Consider the following 21448-nt stretch of genomic DNA (forward strand, 5'->3'; position numbering starts at 1 on the left):
CTCCAAATCCAGCTCGCCCCAATAACGAACTTTATTGTAATTCAGCACCAAATCGCCCACTAATTTGATGACGCCTTTACCCGATCCCAAATCGGCGCCGTCGAAGTCGCATGCCGCTCGGTCGAGACGAACTCCCAGGCCCGTTCCGGTGCGCTCGAACTTCATGAACACGTAGCCGCGATCGATGCCTTCGCGGAGCACTTCCACGGTTCGCGCCGGGCGGAGCTCCGCCTCCACCGGTTGCGACTCTTCCAAACGCGCGACCAGCGGGTCTTTGCCCGACGGATCACGCGGCTCCTGCTGGACCGGCGGGGGCGCCGGCGGAGGATTCTTGGCCAGTTCCTCCATCGCTTTACGAAGGCTCAGTGGACGCATATCCGTCCAGATATCTTTGATGTACGAAAGGCATTCTTCCTTGAGCCCAGACTTACCGACTTCGCGCCATCCCGATGGGAGTTCCTTGTGCGCCAGCCAGATCGAATATTGCTCTTCCTGGTTCACGACGACTTTGTACGTCCTAGTGTCTTCTTCTTGGTCGCGCATGGCCCCGTCCGTGTCAAAAGAGCACCGCGGTCCTCCGCGGTGCTCCGATGAATTAAAATCGGTTCTCGCCGATCTTTTACGGATTCTGGCATCCGAGACGATGGCGGCAATGTGCGCTTGGTGCCAAAGAAATTAGCCGGGTGTGCCAGACGATGGCGCGGTTCGCTGGCACACGGAGCGCATGATTTTGGCACTCTCTGCACTTGCTCGAAACATGAGCGGAGTCAGTTAAATGCGATTATAGATTGGGCCGATTACCACCTGGCACCGATCCTAGCAGTGAACATAGTTGGCCATTCGACAACGGAGCTCTAGGTCATGGTGAACTCGCATATTCTTGATATGGTCGGTCGCACCCCCATGGTTCGCCTCGAGGCACGCGGCCTCGAACAGGTGGAGCTGTATTGCAAGCTCGAGTTCAACAATCCCACGGGAAGCGTGAAGGATCGTGCCGCGCGCTACATGATCGACCACGGGCTCGCGAGCGGCAGAATCAACGAAAAAACGCTGCTCGTCGAATCGTCGTCGGGGAACTTCGGCATCGCGCTGGCGGCGCTCTCCGCGCGACGCAAATTGCGATTTTGCTGCGTCATCGATCCACGCATCAACGCGATCAACGAGATGCTGATCCGCTCGCTGGGGGCCGAGGTGGTCTGCGTTACCGAGCGCGACCCAACCGGCGGGTATCTGCAGACGCGCTTGCGCAAAGTGCGGTCGATATTGGCCACCACGCCGAATTCGTATTGGTTGAACCAATACGCCAATCCTATCAACGCCGAGGCTTATTACACGACACTGGGGACGGAGCTCTGCGAGGCCCTGCCCCGCCTCGATTACGTCTTCGTGGGGGTGAGCTCCGGCGGTACGATTTCGGGAATATCTCGCCGCCTCAAGGAACACTTTCCGAAAGTGCGGGTCATCGCCGTCGACGTCCTCGGCTCGGTCATCTTTGGCGGCGCACCCCGACCGCGATGGATCCCAGGCATCGGCGCCAGCATCGTTCCGGACATTTTAAGCACCGCCAAGATCGACGAAGTCGTTCAAGTGGACGAGGCGTCGGCGGTCCGTGCGTGCCACGAGCTGCTGGAAGCACACTCCATCTTCGTGGGCGGGTCCTCGGGGGCCGCGCTGGCCGCCATGCGAAGCTATTTCCACGGCAAGACGTTCGACACCGCGCCGGTCGTGGCCACCATCTTCCCCGATCGAGGCGATCGCTACGCTGGAACCATCTACAATCCCGATTGGTGCGATCAGCTTTTCGGCGGCACCATGCAGAGCGGCCATCATCGTGCAGCCGAGGTCGCCGCAGACCTCCAATGACGATTTGGCACGCCGTGCGAATCTCGTTTGGCACCCCGCACACGTTGCCCCGTCCAACTCCGGGTGCCAGAGGAAATACCGATGCGCTATCTCAATGAACGCTCACTCCGAGCGCTGGACTCGAACTACCGTCAACTCGTCGGCGTGATCCGCGACGCCTCGGTATGCCTCGGACGCAAAGAATTTGCGCAACCCATCAAGCCTTATTTGCGGTACGGCGATCCAACGAATCGCATCATTGCCATGCCGGCCTACGTGGGGAAACCCTTCGAGGCGGCAGGCATCAAATGGATCGCCAGCTTCCCTGGAAATCTCCAACACGGAATTCCCCGGGCTCACAGCGTGGTGATTCTCAACGACGCCGCCACCGGCGTCCCCACGGCCATCATCAACACACCGATGCTGAGCGTCTTGCGAACGGCGGCGGTCAGCGGCCTCGTTCTCGAGTCGTACCTCGCAGTGCGCGATCGCCGCGAGATCACCCTGGGCATTACCGGCTGGGGCCCCATCGGGCGCGCCCACTACGAAATGGCCCGTGAACTCTGCGGCGATCGGCTGGTTCGAACGGTGGTGCACGATGTGCGCGCGGAAGCCTTCACCGGCGAGGGCGCGCTCCCGCCCGGCGTGGTGTCCGCGCCGACATGGCAAGACGCCTATCGCCAAGCCGATGTCTTCATGACGTGCACGGTGTCCAAGGCGCCCTACATCGACGAGCGCCCCAAGAGCGGTTCTCTGCAGTTGAACGTCTCGCTTCGCGATTACACGACCGCCGTGTTCCCGTTCGTCAAAGACGCCATCATCGTCGATGATTGGGACGAAGTTTGCCGCGAGGCCACGGACATCGAAACATTTCACAAGGAGTGTGGGCTGACACGGGAGGGCGCCATCTCACTGGCCGACTTGGTGCAGTCCAATGCGATGGCCAAGTATGCACCCGACATGCCGGTGATGTTCAATCCGATGGGCATGGCCGTTTTCGACGTGGCCCTGGGCAGCTTCTTCGCGGAACGCGCCCGCGCGACCGATCGAGGCCAGGAACTCGAGTGAAGAAAACCACGGAGGCACGGAGAGTTGCATTCGTCTCCGCGCCTCCGTGGGTGATCTTCGAATCTTACGATGCCGGGGAAAGTTCGCTGTCTTGTGCCACCGCAGGGGGGACGGAGCGCATTCGAAACTGGCGAGGTGAGGTTTGCGTCCAGCGGCGGAAGGCGCGAAAGAACGACCCGATGTCCACGAATCCGAGGCGGACGGCAATCTCGCGAAATGGGCGATCCGGCTCGAGCACGTATTGGCAGGCCAGCTCTCGGCGAGCAGCATCGACCTCCTGACTGAAGGTGGTCCCCGCTTGGTTCAGGCGACGTTGCAACGTGCGGCTGCCGATCCCCATTTGGCGCGCAGCGGCTCGCATTTCCGGTGCTCCACTTTGAAACGCGCCGCGCAGATACTGTCGGAGAAGCTTGGTGAGGTTGTAGGGTGACTCCGAGGCATGCTGGCCCATGCTGCTTGGCGGCCCCTGAACGGAGAGCGGTTCACTGTCGGGGGAGCCTTCCTTCGCGCCATCGTCGGTGGCCAAGGCAATTGGCCACCAATGCTCCAAGATTCTTCCTTCACGGAAACGAAGAATATGGACTTGCTCCACCTCCAGCCGCCGCCCCGTCGGAGCGATGCCGAACAAAATGCCGTCGAGTTTTCCGCGGTGGATGCAGCGAACGGCCACCCGATCTCCATCGTGAATCTCGTCCACGACTTGAACGCGCATGTCCGATGAATCCGCACGCAACAGCGCGACGATCCGCTTCAACCCACCGATCCCCGTCGGGAGCCCGGCCTGGGCGGGAGTGTGGTTCACGTAATCAGGATGCAAAAGCTCGTCGAGGACTCCGACGCGGCCTTGATTCCAGACCTCTTCGAAGTATCGAACGATGAGACCGCTGTGAAGCTCTCGCGACAATGGCACCTCCGGCGGAGTGGCGCCGCTCCGAAATCGGCGCATGCACTTCAATGCACATCCCCCCAACGAAGCTTGATGGGCAATCCTTAAATCGTATTAAGATTTCTCATTGGTGTGACGAGCTCGCCTCGTGACGACGACACAGTCTCTTTCTTCGGCACCTCGAACTCGAGGCCCGACGCGAGCAAAGCGTGGCGAGAACGGTATCAGGCTCCTCCCGAACGGCTTTCGCGAGACGCTCGCGAAACACGTTGCGAGATACATGCCTCGGCGAATTTTCGATTGCGCCGAGCGCGCCAATGCCCGCGCGGTGTACCGAAGCACCGACGGATCTTGGCAAAAAGACTTGGTTTTTCGCAGTATGAGCATTGCGACTTCTCATACAATTGATCCACCAATGAACCCGACGGGGTGCACGTACTACATGGCACCTTTTCTTACCATGGCGGCGGGCTCCTCGCAGCATCGATGTCGAGATACGCATTGCATGGACGGATTCGGAAAGACCCCCGCCATGAACGATCGATGTCATGCAAATGTCACAATGCATTGCCATTTCGATGTTGATTCGATTGGATAGCCCGTCTCCGTCAATACCGCGTGTCAATCGGTCACCAAATCGTCGGACGGAGACGAGACGTCGAAATACCGCCTTTGACTCGAACATGGACGTCTCATCGGCGGTCAATCCGCAAGTCCTCCGAAGCTCGACGCGATGTTGTCTTTTGGACGACATCTTCGCGCGCCAGGGAACGACGAGATTCGTAGCAGCGTGATCCCAAACTGAATAGTGTGTTTTCGAACTTCTCGTGTCCGTACGAAATGAGCTTCGTCGTTTGCGTAATGGAATTCTTCCAGTCGCAATTGCGATGCCATTTCCGTGTACGCGGATTCATCGCGACCGCCTGAACTTCGCGGTGCACCTGCGTGTCAACGGGACGTTGATCCGAGCCAGAACAGGATGACGTCGCGGATCGGATGCTTCCCGGACTGCGCGAGGTCCGGACGGTTATCGGCGATCGGATCGAACTCAGTCCGCTGTTGGGATTTCCGCAGCCATATCCGGCAGTCGAACCAGCGACGCAAAATGTCGTTCACACATCTCGACGTCGTGCGCCCTTTCTGATTAGGCTCGCGCCCCACTCGGCTTTCTCGCCCCTTGCACGACATCGACGCTCATGACGATCGACCTACGCTTCGCGGCCGCGAAACATGCAGTCTGGATTGGCGCTCTCGCGATGGGCATCGCGCCGGGCGGCTGTGCACCCGGCGCACGTGTTTCACGGACCATCCCGGCGACGCCGGGAATCACGGGGGCGGCGGCCGAAATCGGAAATCGAAGTACCGATTTTGGCACCGGATGGAAGTTTGCCCTCGTCAACGCGTCGGACGTTCGGGACACGACGGGCGCTCATCAGCGTGCGTACGAGCCCAGTTACGATAGCGGCGCGTGGCGAAGCGTCGATGTGCCCCACGATTGGAGCATCGAGCTCGATCCCACACCCGGCCCGGGAACGGACAGCGGGACTGGGTTTTTACAAGGTGGGCTCGGCTGGTACCGCAAGACGTTCACGTTGCCGCGATCGCTCGCGAACAAGAAGGTCTCGGTCGAATTCGACGGTATCTACATGGAGTCGAGCGTGTACGTGAACGGGCAGCTCGCCGCGAGCCACCCTTACGGCTACACGGGATTTCGCGTGGATTTGACCTCGAAGGTGCACACCGACGGGGTGACACCCAACGTCCTGGCCGTCCGGGTGCAGAACCATCTGCCGAGCAGCCGCTGGTACTCGGGCAGCGGCATTTACCGCCGCGTGCACCTGGTGGTGACCGATCCCGTCCACGTGGCCCGCCACGGCGTCTTCGTCACCACGCCCGACCTCGCGCGAAACCTCGCCTCGGGCTTCGCCGTGGTGCGCGTTCGGACGAGCGCGGTGAACGAGCGAGGCGGCAAGGCGCCGGTGAGCATCGTTTCCACGGTGGAAGACGGTGCCGGCCGCACGATCGCGACGCACCGCTCGGAGCCCGCAGACCTCGGTGCGGAGGGGCGGACGGACAGCGTCGACTTGAAAATCGAGCGGCCGACGCTGTGGTCGTTCGACGAGCCATATCTCTATACGCTGCGCACGCAGCTCGTCGCCGGTGGCAAGGTCGTCGATACCGAGGTGACCCGCTTCGGGGTTCGCTGGGCGACGTTCTCCCCGACCGAGGGCTTTTCGCTCAACGGCGCCCATACCAAGCTTCGAGGGGTCAATCTGCACCATGACCTCGGCGCCCTCGGCGCGGCGGTGCATCGCGAGGCCATCGTGCGGCAGATGCGCATCATGAAGAGCATGGGGGTCAACGCATTGCGCACGTCGCACAACCCGCCATCGCCGGAGATGCTCTCGGTTTGCGAGGAGATGGGCATCGTCATGATGGTGGAGGCTTTCGATACCTGGCACACGCCCAAAGTCGATTATGACTATGGGCGCTATTTCGACGCCCACAGCGATGCGGACATCGCCGAAATGGTCCATGCGGCGAAGAATTCGCCGGCGGTCGTCTTGTGGTCCATCGGAAACGAAATACCGGATTCGACGTCCATGGAGATAGGCGTCCCCATTGCGAAGCGGTTGATTGCCGACGTCAAGGCCATCGACACCAGCCGGCCCGTGGTCATCGGCTCGAACTATTACCATCGCGTGCCAGAGCCGGGATCGGCCACCGATCGCGTGGCCCAGATGCTCGACGGCGTGGGCGTGAATTACAACAGCGCCGCCGCGGTCGATGGGCTGCACGCACGCTATCCGAATACCTTCTTCTTCGAGTCGGAGTCTTCGTCGGAGACATCGACCCGCGGAGTTTACGAGAACCCCGAGCAGCTCAACACCGGTGAGAACCAGACCCCGGGAAAGCGCGGGACGTCGTCGTACGACAACAACCTGGCGCGCTGGACGATGAGCGCCGAATATGGGTTGAAGAAGGACCGCGACCGCAAGTTTCTTCGGCGGGCAATTCCTGTGGTCGGGCATCGACTACATCGGCGAGCCGACGCCGTACGACGTATTTCCGGTGAAGGCCTCGTTCTTCGGGGCCGTCGACACGGCGGGCTTTGCCAAGGATGCCTATCACATCTTCAAGAGCCAATGGACGCGTGAGCCCATGGTTCATATGGCGCCGATGAATTGGACGGATCACCACCCCGGTGAGCGGGTCCAGGTATGGGTCTATTCCAATGTCGACACGGTGGAGCTATTTCTGAATGACAAGTCCCTGGGCGTGCGGAAGTTCGACCGCAAAACGACGCTGGACGGTCGACCGTACTTGGAAACGACGGAGCCCACCGGTGACGACAAGACGGTGACCTCGGGTCGCTACCCCGGCAGCTACACGAGTCCGAACGGCAGCGCGGGCAAACTGCACCTCACGTGGGAGGTGCCTTTCGAGCCGGGCAAGCTGGCCGCGGTGGCGAAGCGCGATGGGGTCGAGGTGGCACGCGACACGGTCACCACAGCGGGGGCGGCGGATGCTCTCGCCTTGAGTACGGAGGAGATAGGCGCGCTGTCGTTCGTCACCGCCGACGTGGTGGATGCTCGAGGCGTCACCGTGCCCGGTGCCGATGCGCGGATCACCTTCCGCGTGCAGGGTGGAAAGCTATTGGGCACGGACAATGGCCGCCAGGAGAGCGAGGAGAATTACCAATCGCCCGTGCGCCGCGCCTTCCATGGGAAGGCGCTGGCCATCGTTCGCGCGGACGCAGGCGCACCATGCGTGGTCGTCACGGCAACGTCGCCGGGGTTGCTCTCGGGCGCGGCATCGGTGTTCTCGCGCTGCGCGCCGCCGGCTCGAACGCGCAGCCCAGCGGAGGAGTCCGCGCCCCCGGCGGTGGATGCTAGCTACTCCGGCGCGCCCACCACCCTTCCCGCCGCGATGATCGACGGGGATCCGAACACGGCTTGGTCGAATGCCTATTACAAAGAAGCGACCCCTCTCTTGCCCAGCCTGCGCAAAGCGCACGCGAGCGACTGGGTCGCACTCGGCTGGCCACGTCCGCGCCGAGTCTCCGCGCTAAAAGCGAATTTCACCGCCGACACCTCCCATGCACTGCCGGCTTCCGTACGAGTCGCCTATTGGAACGGCAACCGCTTCGTCCCCGTCACGCACCCGCGCATCGATTGGGCACGCCAATCGAATCAGGTGACGACCATCACCTTCGACCCCGTCGAAACGACGCGCCTCGAGTTGACCATGAAGAGCCGCCACCCCGGCACCGACAAGGGATTCTTGCGCCTGACCGAGCTCCGCGCCCACCCTTGACGAGGTGGGGAAGCCAATCTTCGACAGATGTTCGCTGGATTGGGGGAACAGGGAGATCGGGAGGTCGGGAGTATTAAAGAAACAAATCAAAAACTCCCGATCTCCCGATCTCCCTGTTCCATATCCCACTTCTGCGCAACGGAAGCCTACTGCATCGTGGCCAAGCCCGCGGCGGGGGCGCCGCCTTCGCGCGTGGCGGTGCTCTGCAGGAGCAGGGTCACCTTCCAATCGGGGGATACGTTTTGGGTGCCCTTCTCGATGGCCAGCATGGAGAAATTCGTCTTCGCGGCCTCGAACTTGCCCAAGAGCGCTGCGGGAATCTTGGCCTTTCCGTCGGCGACGGCGTGCGTGCACGTCAGGGTGGCCGACTTGCCGCCACCTGCGGCGAGACCCGAAATGAGCGTCTGGATTTGGCCCGATGCCGATCCGCCCGAAACGCTCCAGGCCAGCTCGAGATCTTTGGAGCGATCGATGGTCGGTCCCTGGGTGCCCCATGCCGGTGCGGTCACCTTGACGTTGGACGGCGCTTTCAACGCTGCGTCGAAGGCACCGACGCCGCTGGTGTTGCCCGCCGCGTGAATCTTGAGATCCTCGCCGCCGGCCCAAATCGACTTTCCGCCTTGTGCCGATTTGTATTGGCCATCCGACTGCGGTTCGAGCCTGATGGGGGACTCGCTGGCCCCCGTGATGTCGATGGCGCCCGCATGGACGATCTTCGCCGCGCCGGCGTCGCCAACGGGGCCGGCGTCGGTGCCGCTGCTCGTCGGGCAGAGGGAGAGCGTGCAACCGCCGTCCTTCGACGTCTCGCATTTCGCACCTTGCACGCCCCCGGTGACGCCGCTCGCGTCCGTGAACGAAGCAATGGCCTGGTAGCTCCCGGCTTCCACCGTACCCACGACAATCTTCGAGTTGAAGACGCTCACGAAACCCGACTTCGGCGCTCGATCGTCATCGCCGCCGTTCGACTTGTCGTCGTCGGAACTACAAGCCACGACGCCAATGGCGCCAGCGAGGAAGACTGCGCTCGTCCAACCCAACGCAGCTTTCGATAGCCCGTCGCTGCCCCGCGAATCTGTTGCTTTCGACCAGCGGCAGCCGGACAATCCCGGCGGGGCCGGCGCCTTTTGTCCGGTACTGGAGCGAGGATCGCGGAAGGTCACGGCGATCCTTGCTTGCTGAACCACACGTCGCGCCGGTCCCGCCGGTATCGTCCCGCTGCCGCCGTCCTCGCACGACGGAGACGCAAGACCGTTGCGAGAAAGTCGTCGTAATGCATTCCGAAGTTTCATGCCCAGGTACTACGTCCATGGTCCGCGCACTCCTTCCCCGGTGCGCTGCAATTCTTCACATTTGCGTGCTGCCGTCGGGCGAATCACGCCACTGTTCGAAAGGGCGGTCCAATTGCCACGCACCGCGCCGATCATCTTCGCGGCGCAATACGCGGTATTCGCAGGTCTTCAAGTTGGTGAGCGATTCGAAGAGCTCGACGCTCCACGAAAAGAGGCGGCGGCAGAGGAGGCGTATGGTGAGGCCGTGCGACACGATGAGCACCGTGCGCGGGTGACTCGAGTCGGCGCCGGCAAGCCACAACTCGCTCAGGAAGGCGGCAACGCGGTCATCGACGTCGGCGCCCGATTCCCCCAGCGGCAACCGGAAGAAGAAATGGCCATAGGCCTGGCGTTGCTTCTTGAGGGCCTGTTGCTCGGTCACGTCCTGCAAGTTGCCCCAATCCTGCTCGCGCAGCCGCGGTTCGATGAAGGTGCGCTCGAGCAAGCCGCCCAGTCCGAGCAACGTCAGCGTCTGCCGCGTGCGCAGGTAGGGGCTCACGTAGGCGGCCACCGGGCCGGGCTCGAGCAAGGCACGCACGTCGGGCCCCATCGCACGAGCATGCTCCTCGCCGTGCGGGGTCAGCGGCAACGCGTGATCGGGTATTCGGCAATAGACCGACTCGTCGACGTTGCCCAGGGATTCGGCGTGACGCAAAAGGACGATTTGCACGATGCTCGAAGGTTACCTGCATCCGGGCCTCGCTCGCGCTGGATCATTCGGGAGCACTTCGATATCTGGGTGGGATGGCCCTCCCCGTCCCGACGTCCCTCGAGTCCGTCGTCCTCACCCATGCCGATGCGTGTGCCTACGTCGCACCCGGGCGCGGCGGTATGGTCACCCGTTTCTTCGTGGGCGAGCGCCCCGTCCTCTACCTCGACGAGGCGACGCTCGTCGACACCACGAAGAACGTGCGCGGGGGCATCCCCGTGCTCTTCCCCTCCCCGGGCAAGCTCGCCGACGATCGCTTTTCGCGGGGCGGCCGCACCGGGAAGATGGGGCAGCACGGCTTCGCGCGCAACGCGGCCTGGAAGGTGGCGGCGCGCGCGGAGGACGAGGTGACCCTGCGGCTCGCGTCGAGCGAGGAAACGCGCGCCGTGTATCCGTGGGACTTCGTTCTCACGTACCGCTACGTCCTCGGACCGCGTGCGCTGCGCATCGAGCAGCGGATCGAGACCACCGGCGATGACCCCATGCCGTTCGGTGCAGGGTTCCATCCCTATTTTCAAGTTGCGCAATCGGCCAAGGGCATCACGCACGTTCCGACGAAGGCCACCCGCGCATGGGACAATGCGAAGAAGGAGCTCCTCACGCTGGAAAGGCCGCTCGACCTCACCGGCACCGAGGTCGATTTGCACCTCGTGGATCACGATTCGAGCCGGTGCGAGCTCGATTTGGGCGACGGGCACATCATCGTGGTGGACGCGCCCGAGCCCTTCCGGCGCTGGATCGTGTGGACCTTGGGCGGGCGCGATTTCGTGTGCGTCGAGCCCTGGACGTCCCCCGCCAATGCGCTGAACAGCGGCGTGGATCTGCTCACCGCCACGCGGGGCGCCCCATTGTCGCTGGTCACGGAAATCGCGTTTCGATAGCCCTCGGGCGCACGGATGTCTCACGGCCATCGAACGGATACCGAATCGTTTTGGTCATCCGATCATTGTCGCGCACGCACGACGTTTCGCATCTTCTCGTACGTTCCAGTACCCGGCACGGGGCTGTCGACCACGAGCCGCAGATTCGGCGATTCCATCATATCGAGCACGTGTCGGTCGAATTGCAGCGACCCCATGGAATCATGATGGAGTTCTCTTCGCGACGTATTGGGTCGTAATACGTGTTTGTGTGTCCAGAATTGCTCGAACTCCGGGCTCCGCGTTTTGAGCTCGTCGATCAAGGAGCGAAACCTCGGCTCCCCCAAGAAAGGACCGGCACTCATGCGGAAAAGGGCCACGGCGCGGCGCGCAACGCTTTCCCAATCGGCATAGAGCGCGCGGGCTCGGGAAACACAAAAGAGGAAGGTGACCATATTCCGGTCGGCCGGGTCCAACGCGCCAAAATCGTAGACGACCGAGCTTGCCTCGTTCCAAGCCAGAATGTCCCAACGCGCTCCGGTGACGTAAGCGGGAGTGAGCTCGAGATTGTCCAATAGGGCACGAGTTGATTCGTTTACCGCTTCGGGTTTCGCGGAAATGGGTAGTCCTTGGCCGGCCAGCTCGAAGACATGCGTGCTCTCTTCGTCGTTCAGTTGCAACGCTTTCGTGACGCGGGCCAGCACGCTCGCGGAAACGGCGATATTTCGCCCCTGCTCGAGCCACGTGTACCAGGATAGGCTCACACCGGCCAACGTGGCGACTTCGACCCTCCGCAATCCCGTGGAGCGCCTCGCCTTGGACACCGACAAGCCGAGACTCCCGGGCGATATGCGCCCCCGCCGATTGCGCAAAAACTCTCCCAATTCACGCAAACGCGCTTCCTTTTCCTCGGGCTCGTGCGTCATGTCTCTAGCGGTGCTGTACCAAGAGGCCAATCCGTTGCTCCAAACGCTGCGCGGAATGCACGGGGCTCGCACTCGACGATCGCCGTCGATTCCAGCCGACGCGTGCAATCTGCACGGTACATGCGTCCGCAAACGGTGCCCGCAGAAATACCGAGAGAGCCAAGGGCTCTCTGCAGGTCCATTCATCCGAACGACTGTGAGCATACTCCGCGAGGGGCATCCACCACAAGCGCGAATGATGGCAAACGAAAGCATCCCACATACATCGGAGGTCGTCACGAAGTGGCGCGCAACTACGGACTAGTTGTTACCGACGATGACAGATACGATTACGAATCAAGGTCACGTCGGCTCCACGAGTCACGTTGGACCCGGCCATTGGAGCATGGTTGCCATAAACGATATTCCTTTCGTCTCGAGGTCCGACATGCTCCGATTCGGCAAAATCGTCTTTTCCGCTGCGTCCGCCTTCGTGGCTGCCCTGGCATTCTCGGCTTGCGGAAGCAGCGAGTCCTCATTTGGAGACGGAGATGGCGGTTCGGGCGAGACCCCCGGTGGCAAGGGAGGTCCAGGCCAGGGCGGGACCTTTGGCGATGGAGGAGGCATCGCCTACGACGGTGGTCGCGGGGATGGCGGAACGGAACCCGGTTGTGCCTCCACTGGAAGTGAGGCGAAGCTCGCCACCGTGAATCTCGTGTTCATGTTCGACCGCTCGGGAAGCATGGTGGTCGACACGACCACCGGAGGGTCCCTGAAAAGCGTCAAGTGGGACCCCATCGTGGCGGCGGCGCGATCGTTCTTCGGCGATGACCAATCCAAAGGGATGAATGCTTCGCTGACGTTCTTCGCGCAGGGCGGCATCGATCTCTCCAACAAGACGGGCTATTGCGGGGCGTATCAAGATCCCGTGCTGGGCTCCGGATACACGGAGGCATGTTGCAACGATCGGACGTATTCGAACGCGAACGTGGGGCTGCGCGCCCTTCCAAGTGCGGATTTCGCAACTGCGCTCGACGATGCCGACCCCGCAGGTGCAACGCCTACGTATCCGGCGATGCAAGGAGCGGTCGCGCAGGCCGTCTCCGTCGCCAACGACCCGCGCCACAAGGGGGAGAGCACGGTCATCGTGTTGGCGACGGATGGAAACCCGCAAGACTTCTGCAACGACCAGAGCAGCGTGGCGAAGACCGCCGCGGTAGCGGCCAATGCCGCGCGCGACCAGCGCATCAAAACGTACGTCATTGGCGTCGACACGCCCGGGCAGGACGGTTTGAAGGACAACTTGGACGCCATTGCCCGCAGCGGCGGCTCCGGGCAGGCCATCATGGTGAACGTCGACGATGCCGACGCCACCAAAAAGGCTTTTCTCGAGGCATTGAACAAGATTCGCGCGCAGGTGGCTTCGTGCGACGTCACGATTCCCGCGCCGCCCGCAGGCAAGACGTTCGACAAGAGGGCCACCAACGTGGTCCTCCAAGCGAATGCCCAGGCGACGCCCATCCTCTTCAACGAGACGTGCGGGGACGGCTGGCGCTACGACAATTGGGACAATCCGAAGGCCATCAACTTGTGCCCCGCGGCGTGCAATCGCTTGAAGGCCTCGGGCGGCTCGCTGAGCGTCCAATTCGGCTGTCCGACGCAAACGCCCACCGGGCCGATCGTCAAGTAAGCCGTGCGAGGTTCAGCAGGCGAGGACGCAAGCGCAAACGGCGCCCGCGGAAAATGCCGGGAGCGCCGTCCACCCCAAGCGCAAACGATCGCAACCAAATGCAGCCCGCGCACATCGTACGTCATGGACGTAGCTTGCAACTACAGACGAGTTGTTTGCCAACAGTGACCGATACAATTACGGATTAATCTCGATTTAGCTGCACGATTCGCGTTGGGCCGGTCATTGGAACGCACCCGTAGCCGCAAACGAGATTTTTCGTTTCGAGCTCGAGGTTCGCCATGCTCCGATTTGGCACGATGATCGTTTCCACTGCATCCTTCCTCGTCGCGACGCTTGCGTTCGCGGCCTGCGGAGGTAGCGACTCCTCGTTTCAGGACCTCGATGCCGCTCCAGACGTCGATGCCGATTCGGGCCAGCCCCCCGGCGACAAGGGCGGTCCAGGCCAGGGCGGAACTTGGGCCGACGGCGGCATGACCGTCGAGGACGCTGGCCCTCGCGATGCCGCGACCACCGATCCCGGTTGCGCCTCCGCCGGAAGCGAGGCGAAGCCCGCTACGGTGAATCTCGTGTTCATGTTCGACCGCTCGGGCAGCATGGTGGTCGACCAAGACACCGACGCGCCCCTGAGGGCCGTCAAATGGGATCCCATCGTGGCGGCGGCCAAGGCGTTCTTCGGCGATGGCCAGTCCAAAGGAATGAATGCGTCGCTGACGTTCTTCTCGCAGCAGGGCATCTACTTTCCCGACAAGGCGGGCTATTGCGGCGCGTATACGGACGTCGTGCTGGGCTCCGGTTACACGGAGGCGTGTTGCAGTGCGGGCACGTATTCGAGCGCGAACGTCGTGCTGCGAGCCCTTCCAAGTGCGGACTTCTCGAAGGCCCTGGACGATTCCGATCCCGCGGGCGCAACCCCGACGTATCCGGCGATGCAAGGCGCAGTGGCGCAGGCCGTCTCGATTGCCAACGATCCACGGCACGAAGCCGAGAGCACGGTCATCGTCTTGGCGACGGATGGGAACCCGAAGGATTTCTGCAACGACGAGAGCACCGTGGCAAAAACCGCCGAGGTCGCGGCCAAAGCGGCACGCGACCAGCGCATCAAGACGTACGTCATTGGCGTCAACACGCCCGGACAGGACGGTTTGAAGGACAACCTGGACACCATCGCCCGCAGCGGCGGCACCGGGCAGGCCTTCATCGTGAATGTCGATGATGCGAATGCCACCAAGAAGGCCTTTCTCGAGGCCTTGAACAAGATTCGCGCTCAGGTTGCTTCGTGCGATGTCGCGATTCCGGCGCCCCCCGAGGGCAAGACGTTCGACAAGAAAGCCACCAACGTGCTTCTGCAGGTGAATGGCCAGGCGACGCCCATCCTCTTCAACGAGACGTGCGGAGACGGCTGGCGGTACGACAATTGGGACGATCCGAAAGCCATCAAGTTGTGCCCCGCAGCGTGCACGCGCCTGAGAAGTTCGGGCGGCTCGCTGGGTGTCCAATTCGGCTGCCCGACGCAAACGCCCGACGGCCCGATCGTCAATTAGTTGGAAGAAACCGCCAGGGCGTCCTGGCGGTTCCTTCTTCATTTGTTTAGGCGCCGGCGACCGCGGGACGCACGACGCGGGCGAGCTTGCCCAACGTGAGGACGGCCAGCCCCGCGACGACGAGGGTGCCACTCGCGGCGAGCAACGAGGCGTGGAAGCTGCCAGTGAGATCTTTGAGCCAGCCGGTGACGTAGGGGCCGAGGAAGCCACCGAGGTTGCCGAAGGAATTGACCAACCCAATGGCGGCGGCCAAGGCGCTGCCCACGAACATCGTGGGCGGCAGAGCCCAAAAGGGCGGTAGCGCGGCGAAGGTGCCGACGGAGAGGATGACAACGCCGGTGAGCACCGCCGCGGTGGACGAGGGCATCGCCGCTATGGGAACGAAGGCGAGAACCCCCAGGAACGCCGGGGTCGCCACGTGCCAGATTCTCTCCGCGGCGCGATCGGAGCGACGCGACCACCACCACATGCCCCCCGCGGCGAAGATGTAGACGATGGCCACCGGACCGGCGATTTCGAGCGGCGACAAAGTCGTTCCTCGTTCCTTGGCCATGTCACGGATGAGTTGGGGCAGGAAGAAGGAGACGGTATACAATGCGTATACAATTCCCAAATAGGCGACGCTCAGAATGAGAACGCGCGGATCCAACAGCGCGCGCCAGAGCGATGGATGCCCGCCGACGGCATGACGCTCCATGTCCAAACGACGCACCAGCCAGTCGCGCTCGGCAGGTGGCAGCCACGAGGCGCGTGCGGGACGGTCCGGCAAAAACGCGAAGACCAATACGCCCATCAGGACAGCGGGGATGCCCTCGAGAAGAAACATCCACCGCCAAGGCTGCCATGCGTACCAGCCGTTCGTATGCAGAATGAGGGCGGAGAGCGGGGCCCCGAGAACTTGGGCGAGCGGAATGGCAAACAGGAAGAGCGCCGTCATTCGCGCGCGGTCTTTCGCGGGGAACCAATAGCTCAGATACAAAATGACACCTGGGAACAACCCGGCCTCGGCCACGCCGAGGAGGACCCGCACGATGTAAAAGCCCGTGGTGTCGTGGATGAACGCCGTGGATGCCGAAATGAGGCCCCAGGTCACCATGATGCGGCTGATCCAGAACTTGGCGCCGACACGGTGCAAAATCAGATTGCTGGGGACTTCGAAAATCGCGTAACCCACGAAGAAAATGCCTGCCCCGAGGCCGAACGCCGTGGCCGACATTCCGAGATCGGCGTTCATCGTGAGGGCGGCGTACCCAACGTTGACCCGGTCGAGGAAGTTCAACACGTAGCTCAATACGAGGAACGGCACGATGTGCGCAGCCGCACGGCGCACGGCCCGCGCACCGTCGTTCGCATCGCTTGAATCGTTTGCATCCCCCTGATTCGAATCGAACGGCTCAACCCCCATGACGAACTCCCCACCATGGCTTGCAAAGACACCGAGTCCATAACATCATGCCACGCGTTGGGGGAACCTTGAGCGCTGTGAATGGGGAGTCGCGCCGGGAGACAAGGCAGTAGCATGTCAGACGCAGAGGTTCGTCCATCCAGCAGCCTGTCCTCCCCGGTGTCCAGTGTCGGGCGCGCACTTTCCCGCATTGGCAGCACGGTGCAGCAGAAATACCGCATCACCGAGCTGCTCGGCATGGGCGGTACGGCCACCGTCTACGCCGCGACGCACCGCAATGGACATCGGGTGGCCATCAAGTTCTTGCTCGAGGACGCGGAGCCCGACCTGCGCCAGCTCTTCAGTCGCGAAGCGTACGTGGCCAATCAAGTGGGACATGCCGGCGCCGTCCCCGTGCTGGACGACGATGTCGACGACCAGGGCTGCGCGTTTTTGATCATGCCGCTCCTCGAGGGCGAGACGCTAGGGACGCGCTGGGCGCGGGCTGGCCGGCGCTTGCCCATCGCCGAGGTGGCCGTGCTGATGCACGACGCGCTCGATGTCCTTGCGAGTGCGCACGCGAAGGGCATCGTGCATCGCGACATCAAGCCGGACAATCTGTTCGTCACCACCGACGGCAGCGTCCGCATTCTGGACTTCGGCGTCGCACGAAGCGTAGGGGCCGGTGGCGGTACGGATCGGGTGTTCGGCACGCCGGTGTTCATGCCGCCGGAGCAGGCCGCCGGGCACCCGGAAGCCATCGGGCCGCACAGCGACTGCTGGGCGCTCGGCGCCACGATGTTTGCGCTCCTCACGGGCGAATTCGTTCACCCCATCGCAGACAGCAGGAACGCCGGCGCGAACGGGGCAAGCGGGGCTGGCGGCGAGCACCTCACCGCCGTCGCGACGCAGCGCGCGCGTTCGCTGGCGTCGGCCATGCCGGATTTGCCGGAGGCCATCGTTCGATTCGTCGACAAGGCGCTGTCATTCGACGCAGGGGATCGCTGGCCGTCGGCGCGCGAGATGCGCGAGGCCCTGGCCGAGGCTGCGGAGCAGACCTTGCGCCAGCCGCTTTCGGGGGTGGCTCCTTGCGTGAGGGCCGTCCTCGGTGCGGAGGTGGCGGCGGCGGCGCAAGTGCCGGTCTCCATGGAGATCCCGTCGGAAAAGCATTCCGCGGCGTCGATGCTGGCCATTCAAGCCGCGAAAAATCTGGTGACGCAACCTGCGCAGGTCACACGGCCCTCCGCCACGTTCGAAGATCGCATGAAGGAGCATGCGTGGTACACGTCCCCCGAGCGACGGCGGGATTTGCTGACCACGCTGGACGGGTTGCTCGAAGGCCTGCCCCACGCGGGAACGGGCCCCGGGATGCTGTTCCAGTTGGATCACATCGAAAATGCGATTACCAACTTGTGCAAGCACCGATTGCTCGCGTCCTTGGGGCGTGAACAAGGCGGGATGATTCGTACGCTGGAAAACGTGATTCGCATGGGCGAGCGCACGCTCATTTTGAAGTTCCGTCCCGATCTGGAGCGCGATCGGCTGCTTCACGTTCTGCTGCAGGACTCGACGGCGCCCCAGGTGCACGCCGGCCCGGTGTATACGCATACGGAAATCAATATTCCCAATTCGATTGGCCGATATGAAACGTTGCAGGTCACCACGCCTGCGTCGCTCGGGGCGGAAATCACGGACAAGATTCACGCGCACATCTTCGATGCCTTCACCACGGGCTATTTCTGGCTCGCCGAGCAGGTTCAGCGCGCGCTGACCTCTCTGGGAAGCCCGTTCGAGGCCGAGGCGCTGAAGGCCTTCCGCCGGCAGTTCTTCATTTATGACCGCGCGGCGGCGGCCGACAAGGTTTGGCTGGTCATGGTCAGCCAAGACCGGGTCTATTACGCGGTGGATCATCAAGTGGTCGCGCAGGCGCTGCTCTCCGGGCAGGCGTCGAAGGCGCTGCAGCAGGCCCCCGCATCGATTGGCACGGTGCTCTTGGCCAATTCGATTTCGCTGGGACGAAGTTTTTCGCGGCAGGCCATTGGCGATCAGCAGACGGTCGGCATGAGCATGCAACGGACGCCGTACGAAGAAGTGGCCCAAGACTTCCTCGTAGGGCAATCGGCCATTTACGAGAGCGAGATGCTCCTCACGCCGCTGGCGGGCGACCACCGCGGCTGGCTGCTGGCCGCGCATCCGCCGAGTGCGGACGTGGCCCGTGTCCTTCGCGCGGCGTCACCGATTCTCGAGAATCACCTACGCACCATGCGGGCCGAATTCCGGCCTCCGGTAATTAGGAAAGCCTAGGGAGATATTTCACAGTGAGCGACTTGGAACGTATTCGCAATCTTGCACGCGACGTCGACGTCACCGCCATTTGCGATGCCGACAAGACCACCCGGGTGATGCACGGTATTCGCGCGCGCTCGCACAATCGCTGGGCCTGCGGTCCGGCCTACACGGTCCGCTGTCGCGACGATTTCTTCGGGGTGGTGGAGGCCATCGAATCGGCCAGCCCCGGCGACATCGTGGTGGTCGATGGCGGCGCCCGTGAAATCGCCTATGCGGGAGAATTGTTCGCCCGCGCCGCCCAAAGCCGCGGCCTCGCCGGCATCGTCGTCGATGGCGGCTACCGCGACATGGGCTACGTCTCCACGTGCAACCTTCCCGTATACAGCCGCCACGTAACCCCCATGGCCGGCGGCACCAACAAACTGGGCGAATTGCAAATCCCCATCGCGTGCGGCGGCGTCACCGTCTCCCCGGGTGACATTTTCATCGCCGACGCCGAGGGCATCGTCGTCTTGGCCCCTGGCCGCGCGATGGACGTGCTTCGGGCAGCACGCGACATCAAAGCCGCCGAGGCCGCGGCCATTACGAAAATCGACCAAGGCCGCAGCCTCGTGCACTGCCTCAACGTGAGCGCGCATCGCGAGAACTTGGCAAGCGGCAAGCCGAGCAAGTTGGCGTTTACGGATTAGGGAACTTCGCGAAACCCGCCGGCGATTTGGCATTTCGCGCCAAGGAGGCGGGGCTCGCTCCTCCGTCGGTGAAATCACGTTCTTCGATGGCGTATGGGCCAAACTGTTCTATTTTGGTTCACCCAAAGATGAGCAGTCTTAAACATCGCTTTTGTTTCATGGCAGCAACTCTCGCATGCGCAGCGTCGCTGGCTTCGAACGTGGGCTGTAGTTCCGACTCCGCCGAGGAAGAACAAGGGTGTGATGCGACACCGGACGTACCATGTACGGTGTTCGTTTCTCCCGCAGGTAACGATGGGAATCGGGGCACGCAAGCGCACCCGGTGAGATCCCTCAAGGCGGCGCTCGAGATTGCAAAGAAAGGACATACCATCTCGTTGAGCGATGGCACGTACAGCGAGGCGAATGGCGAGGTCTGGCCTCGCGGAGTTCCTGACGCCGTGACCATCGAGGGAACGGGCAGGACCGTATTGTCCGGAATAGGCAACGACTGCCTCCATTTCAGGGGAGGCGGGGAGATCCGCGGCATCGCGTTCGAGTCGTGCCCCTTCGCCGTCCGTGCATACGCGGGGTCCTTTCGCGCCACGAGCGTGAAGGTGAACGGCGGTGGCATGTGGTTCGTCGAGAACGTCGACGCCGTGTTGAACGACGTGACGATCGAAAACGTGCAGGGTACAGCGTTGGGCGTGGAGGACGAGGCTCGTCTCTCGCTCAGCAACGCCACCCTTCGCGGCACGGTAGCGTCAGACACGGCGACCGGCTCCTGCGCAAACGGAATGGAGGTGCGAAAGAAAGCCCGCGCAACGCTGACCAACGTCACGTTTACCGATTTCGGCTATACGGGCATCGTCGTGGCCAATGATTCCAGCGCCACACTGACCAACGTCACGGTGTCCCAAACGGCGCCCTCGGCAGCGTGCAAGGACCCCACTATTCAGGTTTTCGTGCTGGATCGGGCCTCGATGATCATCGAAGACAGCACGATAAGCGGCACGGCCGACCCGAACGTGCATGATCACGGGATTTGGGTCAATGGCGAGTCCGCCATGGTACAAATGCGACGTTCCACGCTCAAAAACGTCTACGATTGTGTCGAGGCTAGCGGGCGCTTCGAAGCAGAGGACAGCGCCTTCGAAGGGTGCATCAAACAGGGCATCGCGTTCGTGGCGAAGACGGTCACCTCCAAGCTCAATCGGGTGACCATCTCGATGACGTCGACGAACAGCTACGCCGTCCTCGGTGCCGTGGGCAGCTCCGCCGCCATCTCGGAATCGACGATTTCGACGCGCTCGGGGGGAATTCGTGCCCTCGAGGAGTCGAGGCTCTCGTTGCGAAAGAGCACGGTCGAATCCCGCGAAGCTCATGCGATCGAAGCCCACTCTTCCATGGCGAATCTTGGCACCGCCACCGCTCCAGGGCTCAATCGCATCTTGGGGGACAGCAGCATCTTCGTCGGGGATTCGGTGCGCCTCGACGCCGCCGGCAACACATGGCACCCCAACGTGCAGGGAACCAACGCGGATGGCTCGCATGCGCCCGGCCTCGTCCGGTATGAGGATGTCTCGGGCGGGAAGAACTTCTTTCTTTCCGGCAACGCGAGTATTCAGTTCTGATCCGGCGCGTGTCGTCGTGGCATCACGCCAAGATGGAGAGTGTCTCTCGAATGGCAGTCTCGATGGATAAGCCCGGACCGTCCCAATGCTTCTCGATCATTTCCAGGGCCTCGCGTGCGCGTCGGGGTTTCGTACCCGTGAAGCAGCGACTCTGCTCATGGCTGCGCCGTGGCGACGTGGTCATCATGGACAACCTCAATATTCACAAGATGCGCGTCGTCCGCAACACCATCACCGCGGCGGGGGCGATCCCTATCTACCTCCCGTCCCCAACGATCACCACGGCACACTCGTAAAGGGCGCCGGCGTAGCCGTATCGAGGCG

The 21448-nt window shown here is 62.6% G+C and carries 15 protein-coding genes and 3 pseudogenes; 11 read left to right on the plus strand and 7 right to left on the minus strand.

Going from position 1 to position 21448, the window contains the following annotated elements; all coding sequences use genetic code 11:
- Positions 1-330: 330 nt before the first annotated feature.
- Positions 331-543: pseudogene (locus tag LVJ94_32475) on the minus strand (MbtH family NRPS accessory protein).
- 342 nt (positions 544-885) lie between these two features.
- On the opposite strand from LVJ94_32475, the gene sbnA reads away from it, so the two are divergent.
- Entirely contained in the window at positions 886-1863 is a 978-nt protein-coding gene (gene sbnA, locus LVJ94_32480) for a 2,3-diaminopropionate biosynthesis protein SbnA (protein ID WXB01624.1), read from the plus strand.
- An 81-nt stretch (positions 1864-1944) separates the two neighbouring features.
- A complete protein-coding gene (locus tag LVJ94_32485) occupies positions 1945-2910 on the plus strand; it encodes a hypothetical protein (protein WXB01625.1) in 966 nt (321 codons plus the stop codon).
- Positions 2911-2974: 64 nt separating this feature from the next.
- Here the strand turns inward: LVJ94_32485 and LVJ94_32490 are convergent, their stop codons facing one another.
- Positions 2975-3856 carry an ester cyclase gene (locus tag LVJ94_32490; protein ID WXB01626.1) on the minus strand — a complete coding sequence of 294 codons (882 nt, stop codon included), beginning with the start codon at positions 3854-3856 and terminating at the stop codon, positions 2975-2977.
- A gap of 1136 nt (positions 3857-4992) precedes the next feature.
- Here LVJ94_32490 and LVJ94_32495 point away from each other — a divergent pair.
- Together LVJ94_32495 and LVJ94_32500 are read left to right on the plus strand one after the other, a co-directional pair.
- A complete protein-coding gene (locus tag LVJ94_32495) occupies positions 4993-6954 on the plus strand; it encodes a hypothetical protein (protein ID WXB01627.1) in 1962 nt (653 codons plus the stop codon).
- Positions 6869-8113: a DUF4982 domain-containing protein gene (locus tag LVJ94_32500; GenBank protein ID WXB01628.1), complete on the plus strand. Its 1245-nt coding sequence runs from the start codon at positions 6869-6871 to the stop codon at positions 8111-8113. The genes LVJ94_32495 and LVJ94_32500 overlap by 86 nt, the downstream gene beginning before the upstream one ends.
- A 146-nt stretch (positions 8114-8259) precedes the next feature.
- On the opposite strand, the gene LVJ94_32505 is transcribed toward LVJ94_32500, so the two are convergent.
- Positions 8260-9105: a hypothetical protein gene (locus LVJ94_32505; GenBank protein WXB01629.1), complete on the minus strand. Its 846-nt coding sequence runs from the start codon at positions 9103-9105 to the stop codon at positions 8260-8262.
- Positions 9106-9457: 352 nt separating this feature from the next.
- Complete coding sequence (locus LVJ94_32510) at positions 9458-10111, minus strand: histidine phosphatase family protein (protein ID WXB01630.1); 654 nt, start codon at positions 10109-10111, stop codon at positions 9458-9460.
- 74 nt (positions 10112-10185) lie between these two features.
- Here LVJ94_32510 and LVJ94_32515 point away from each other — a divergent pair, with 74 nt between their 5' ends.
- Complete coding sequence (locus LVJ94_32515; protein WXB01631.1) at positions 10186-11031, plus strand: hypothetical protein; 846 nt, start codon at positions 10186-10188, stop codon at positions 11029-11031.
- 62 nt (positions 11032-11093) lie between these two features.
- Here LVJ94_32515 and LVJ94_32520 read toward each other — a convergent pair whose 3' ends face one another.
- Both LVJ94_32520 and LVJ94_32525 read right to left on the minus strand, forming a co-directional pair.
- Complete coding sequence (locus LVJ94_32520; GenBank protein WXB01632.1) at positions 11094-11936, minus strand: helix-turn-helix transcriptional regulator; 843 nt, start codon at positions 11934-11936, stop codon at positions 11094-11096.
- Between the two features lie 519 nt (positions 11937-12455).
- Positions 12456-12575: pseudogene (locus LVJ94_32525) on the minus strand (response regulator).
- 415 nt (positions 12576-12990) lie between these two features.
- Here LVJ94_32525 and LVJ94_32530 point away from each other — a divergent pair.
- Together LVJ94_32530 and LVJ94_32535 are read left to right on the plus strand one after the other, a co-directional pair.
- On the plus strand, positions 12991-13605 hold the full coding sequence (locus LVJ94_32530) for a VWA domain-containing protein (protein ID WXB10766.1): 615 nt from the start codon (positions 12991-12993) through the stop codon (positions 13603-13605).
- Between the two features lie 281 nt (positions 13606-13886).
- Positions 13887-15149, plus strand: coding sequence for a VWA domain-containing protein (locus LVJ94_32535; protein ID WXB01633.1), 1263 nt, complete (start codon positions 13887-13889; stop codon positions 15147-15149).
- A gap of 46 nt (positions 15150-15195) precedes the next feature.
- Here LVJ94_32535 and LVJ94_32540 read toward each other — a convergent pair whose 3' ends face one another.
- Positions 15196-16554 carry an MFS transporter gene (locus LVJ94_32540; protein WXB01634.1) on the minus strand — a complete coding sequence of 453 codons (1359 nt, stop codon included), beginning with the start codon at positions 16552-16554 and terminating at the stop codon, positions 15196-15198.
- Between the two features lie 114 nt (positions 16555-16668).
- Here LVJ94_32540 and LVJ94_32545 point away from each other — a divergent pair, with 114 nt between their 5' ends.
- The 4 genes and pseudogenes from LVJ94_32545 (at position 16669) to LVJ94_32560 (ending at position 21390) form a co-directional block, all read left to right on the plus strand.
- Positions 16669-18837: a serine/threonine protein kinase gene (locus tag LVJ94_32545; GenBank protein ID WXB01635.1), complete on the plus strand. Its 2169-nt coding sequence runs from the start codon at positions 16669-16671 to the stop codon at positions 18835-18837.
- A gap of 14 nt (positions 18838-18851) precedes the next feature.
- Positions 18852-19511 carry an RraA family protein gene (locus LVJ94_32550; GenBank protein WXB01636.1) on the plus strand — a complete coding sequence of 220 codons (660 nt, stop codon included), beginning with the start codon at positions 18852-18854 and terminating at the stop codon, positions 19509-19511.
- A 323-nt stretch (positions 19512-19834) separates the two neighbouring features.
- Positions 19835-21124 (plus strand): right-handed parallel beta-helix repeat-containing protein, encoded by a 1290-nt coding sequence (locus LVJ94_32555; GenBank protein ID WXB01637.1) that lies wholly within the window; start codon positions 19835-19837, stop codon positions 21122-21124.
- Between the two features lie 161 nt (positions 21125-21285).
- A pseudogene (locus LVJ94_32560) lies at positions 21286-21390 on the plus strand (transposase).
- Positions 21391-21448 lie beyond the last annotated feature (58 nt).

Source organism: Sorangiineae bacterium MSr11367, from assembly GCA_037157805.1.
GTDB lineage: Bacteria > Myxococcota_A > Polyangia > Polyangiales > Polyangiaceae > Pendulispora > Pendulispora rubella.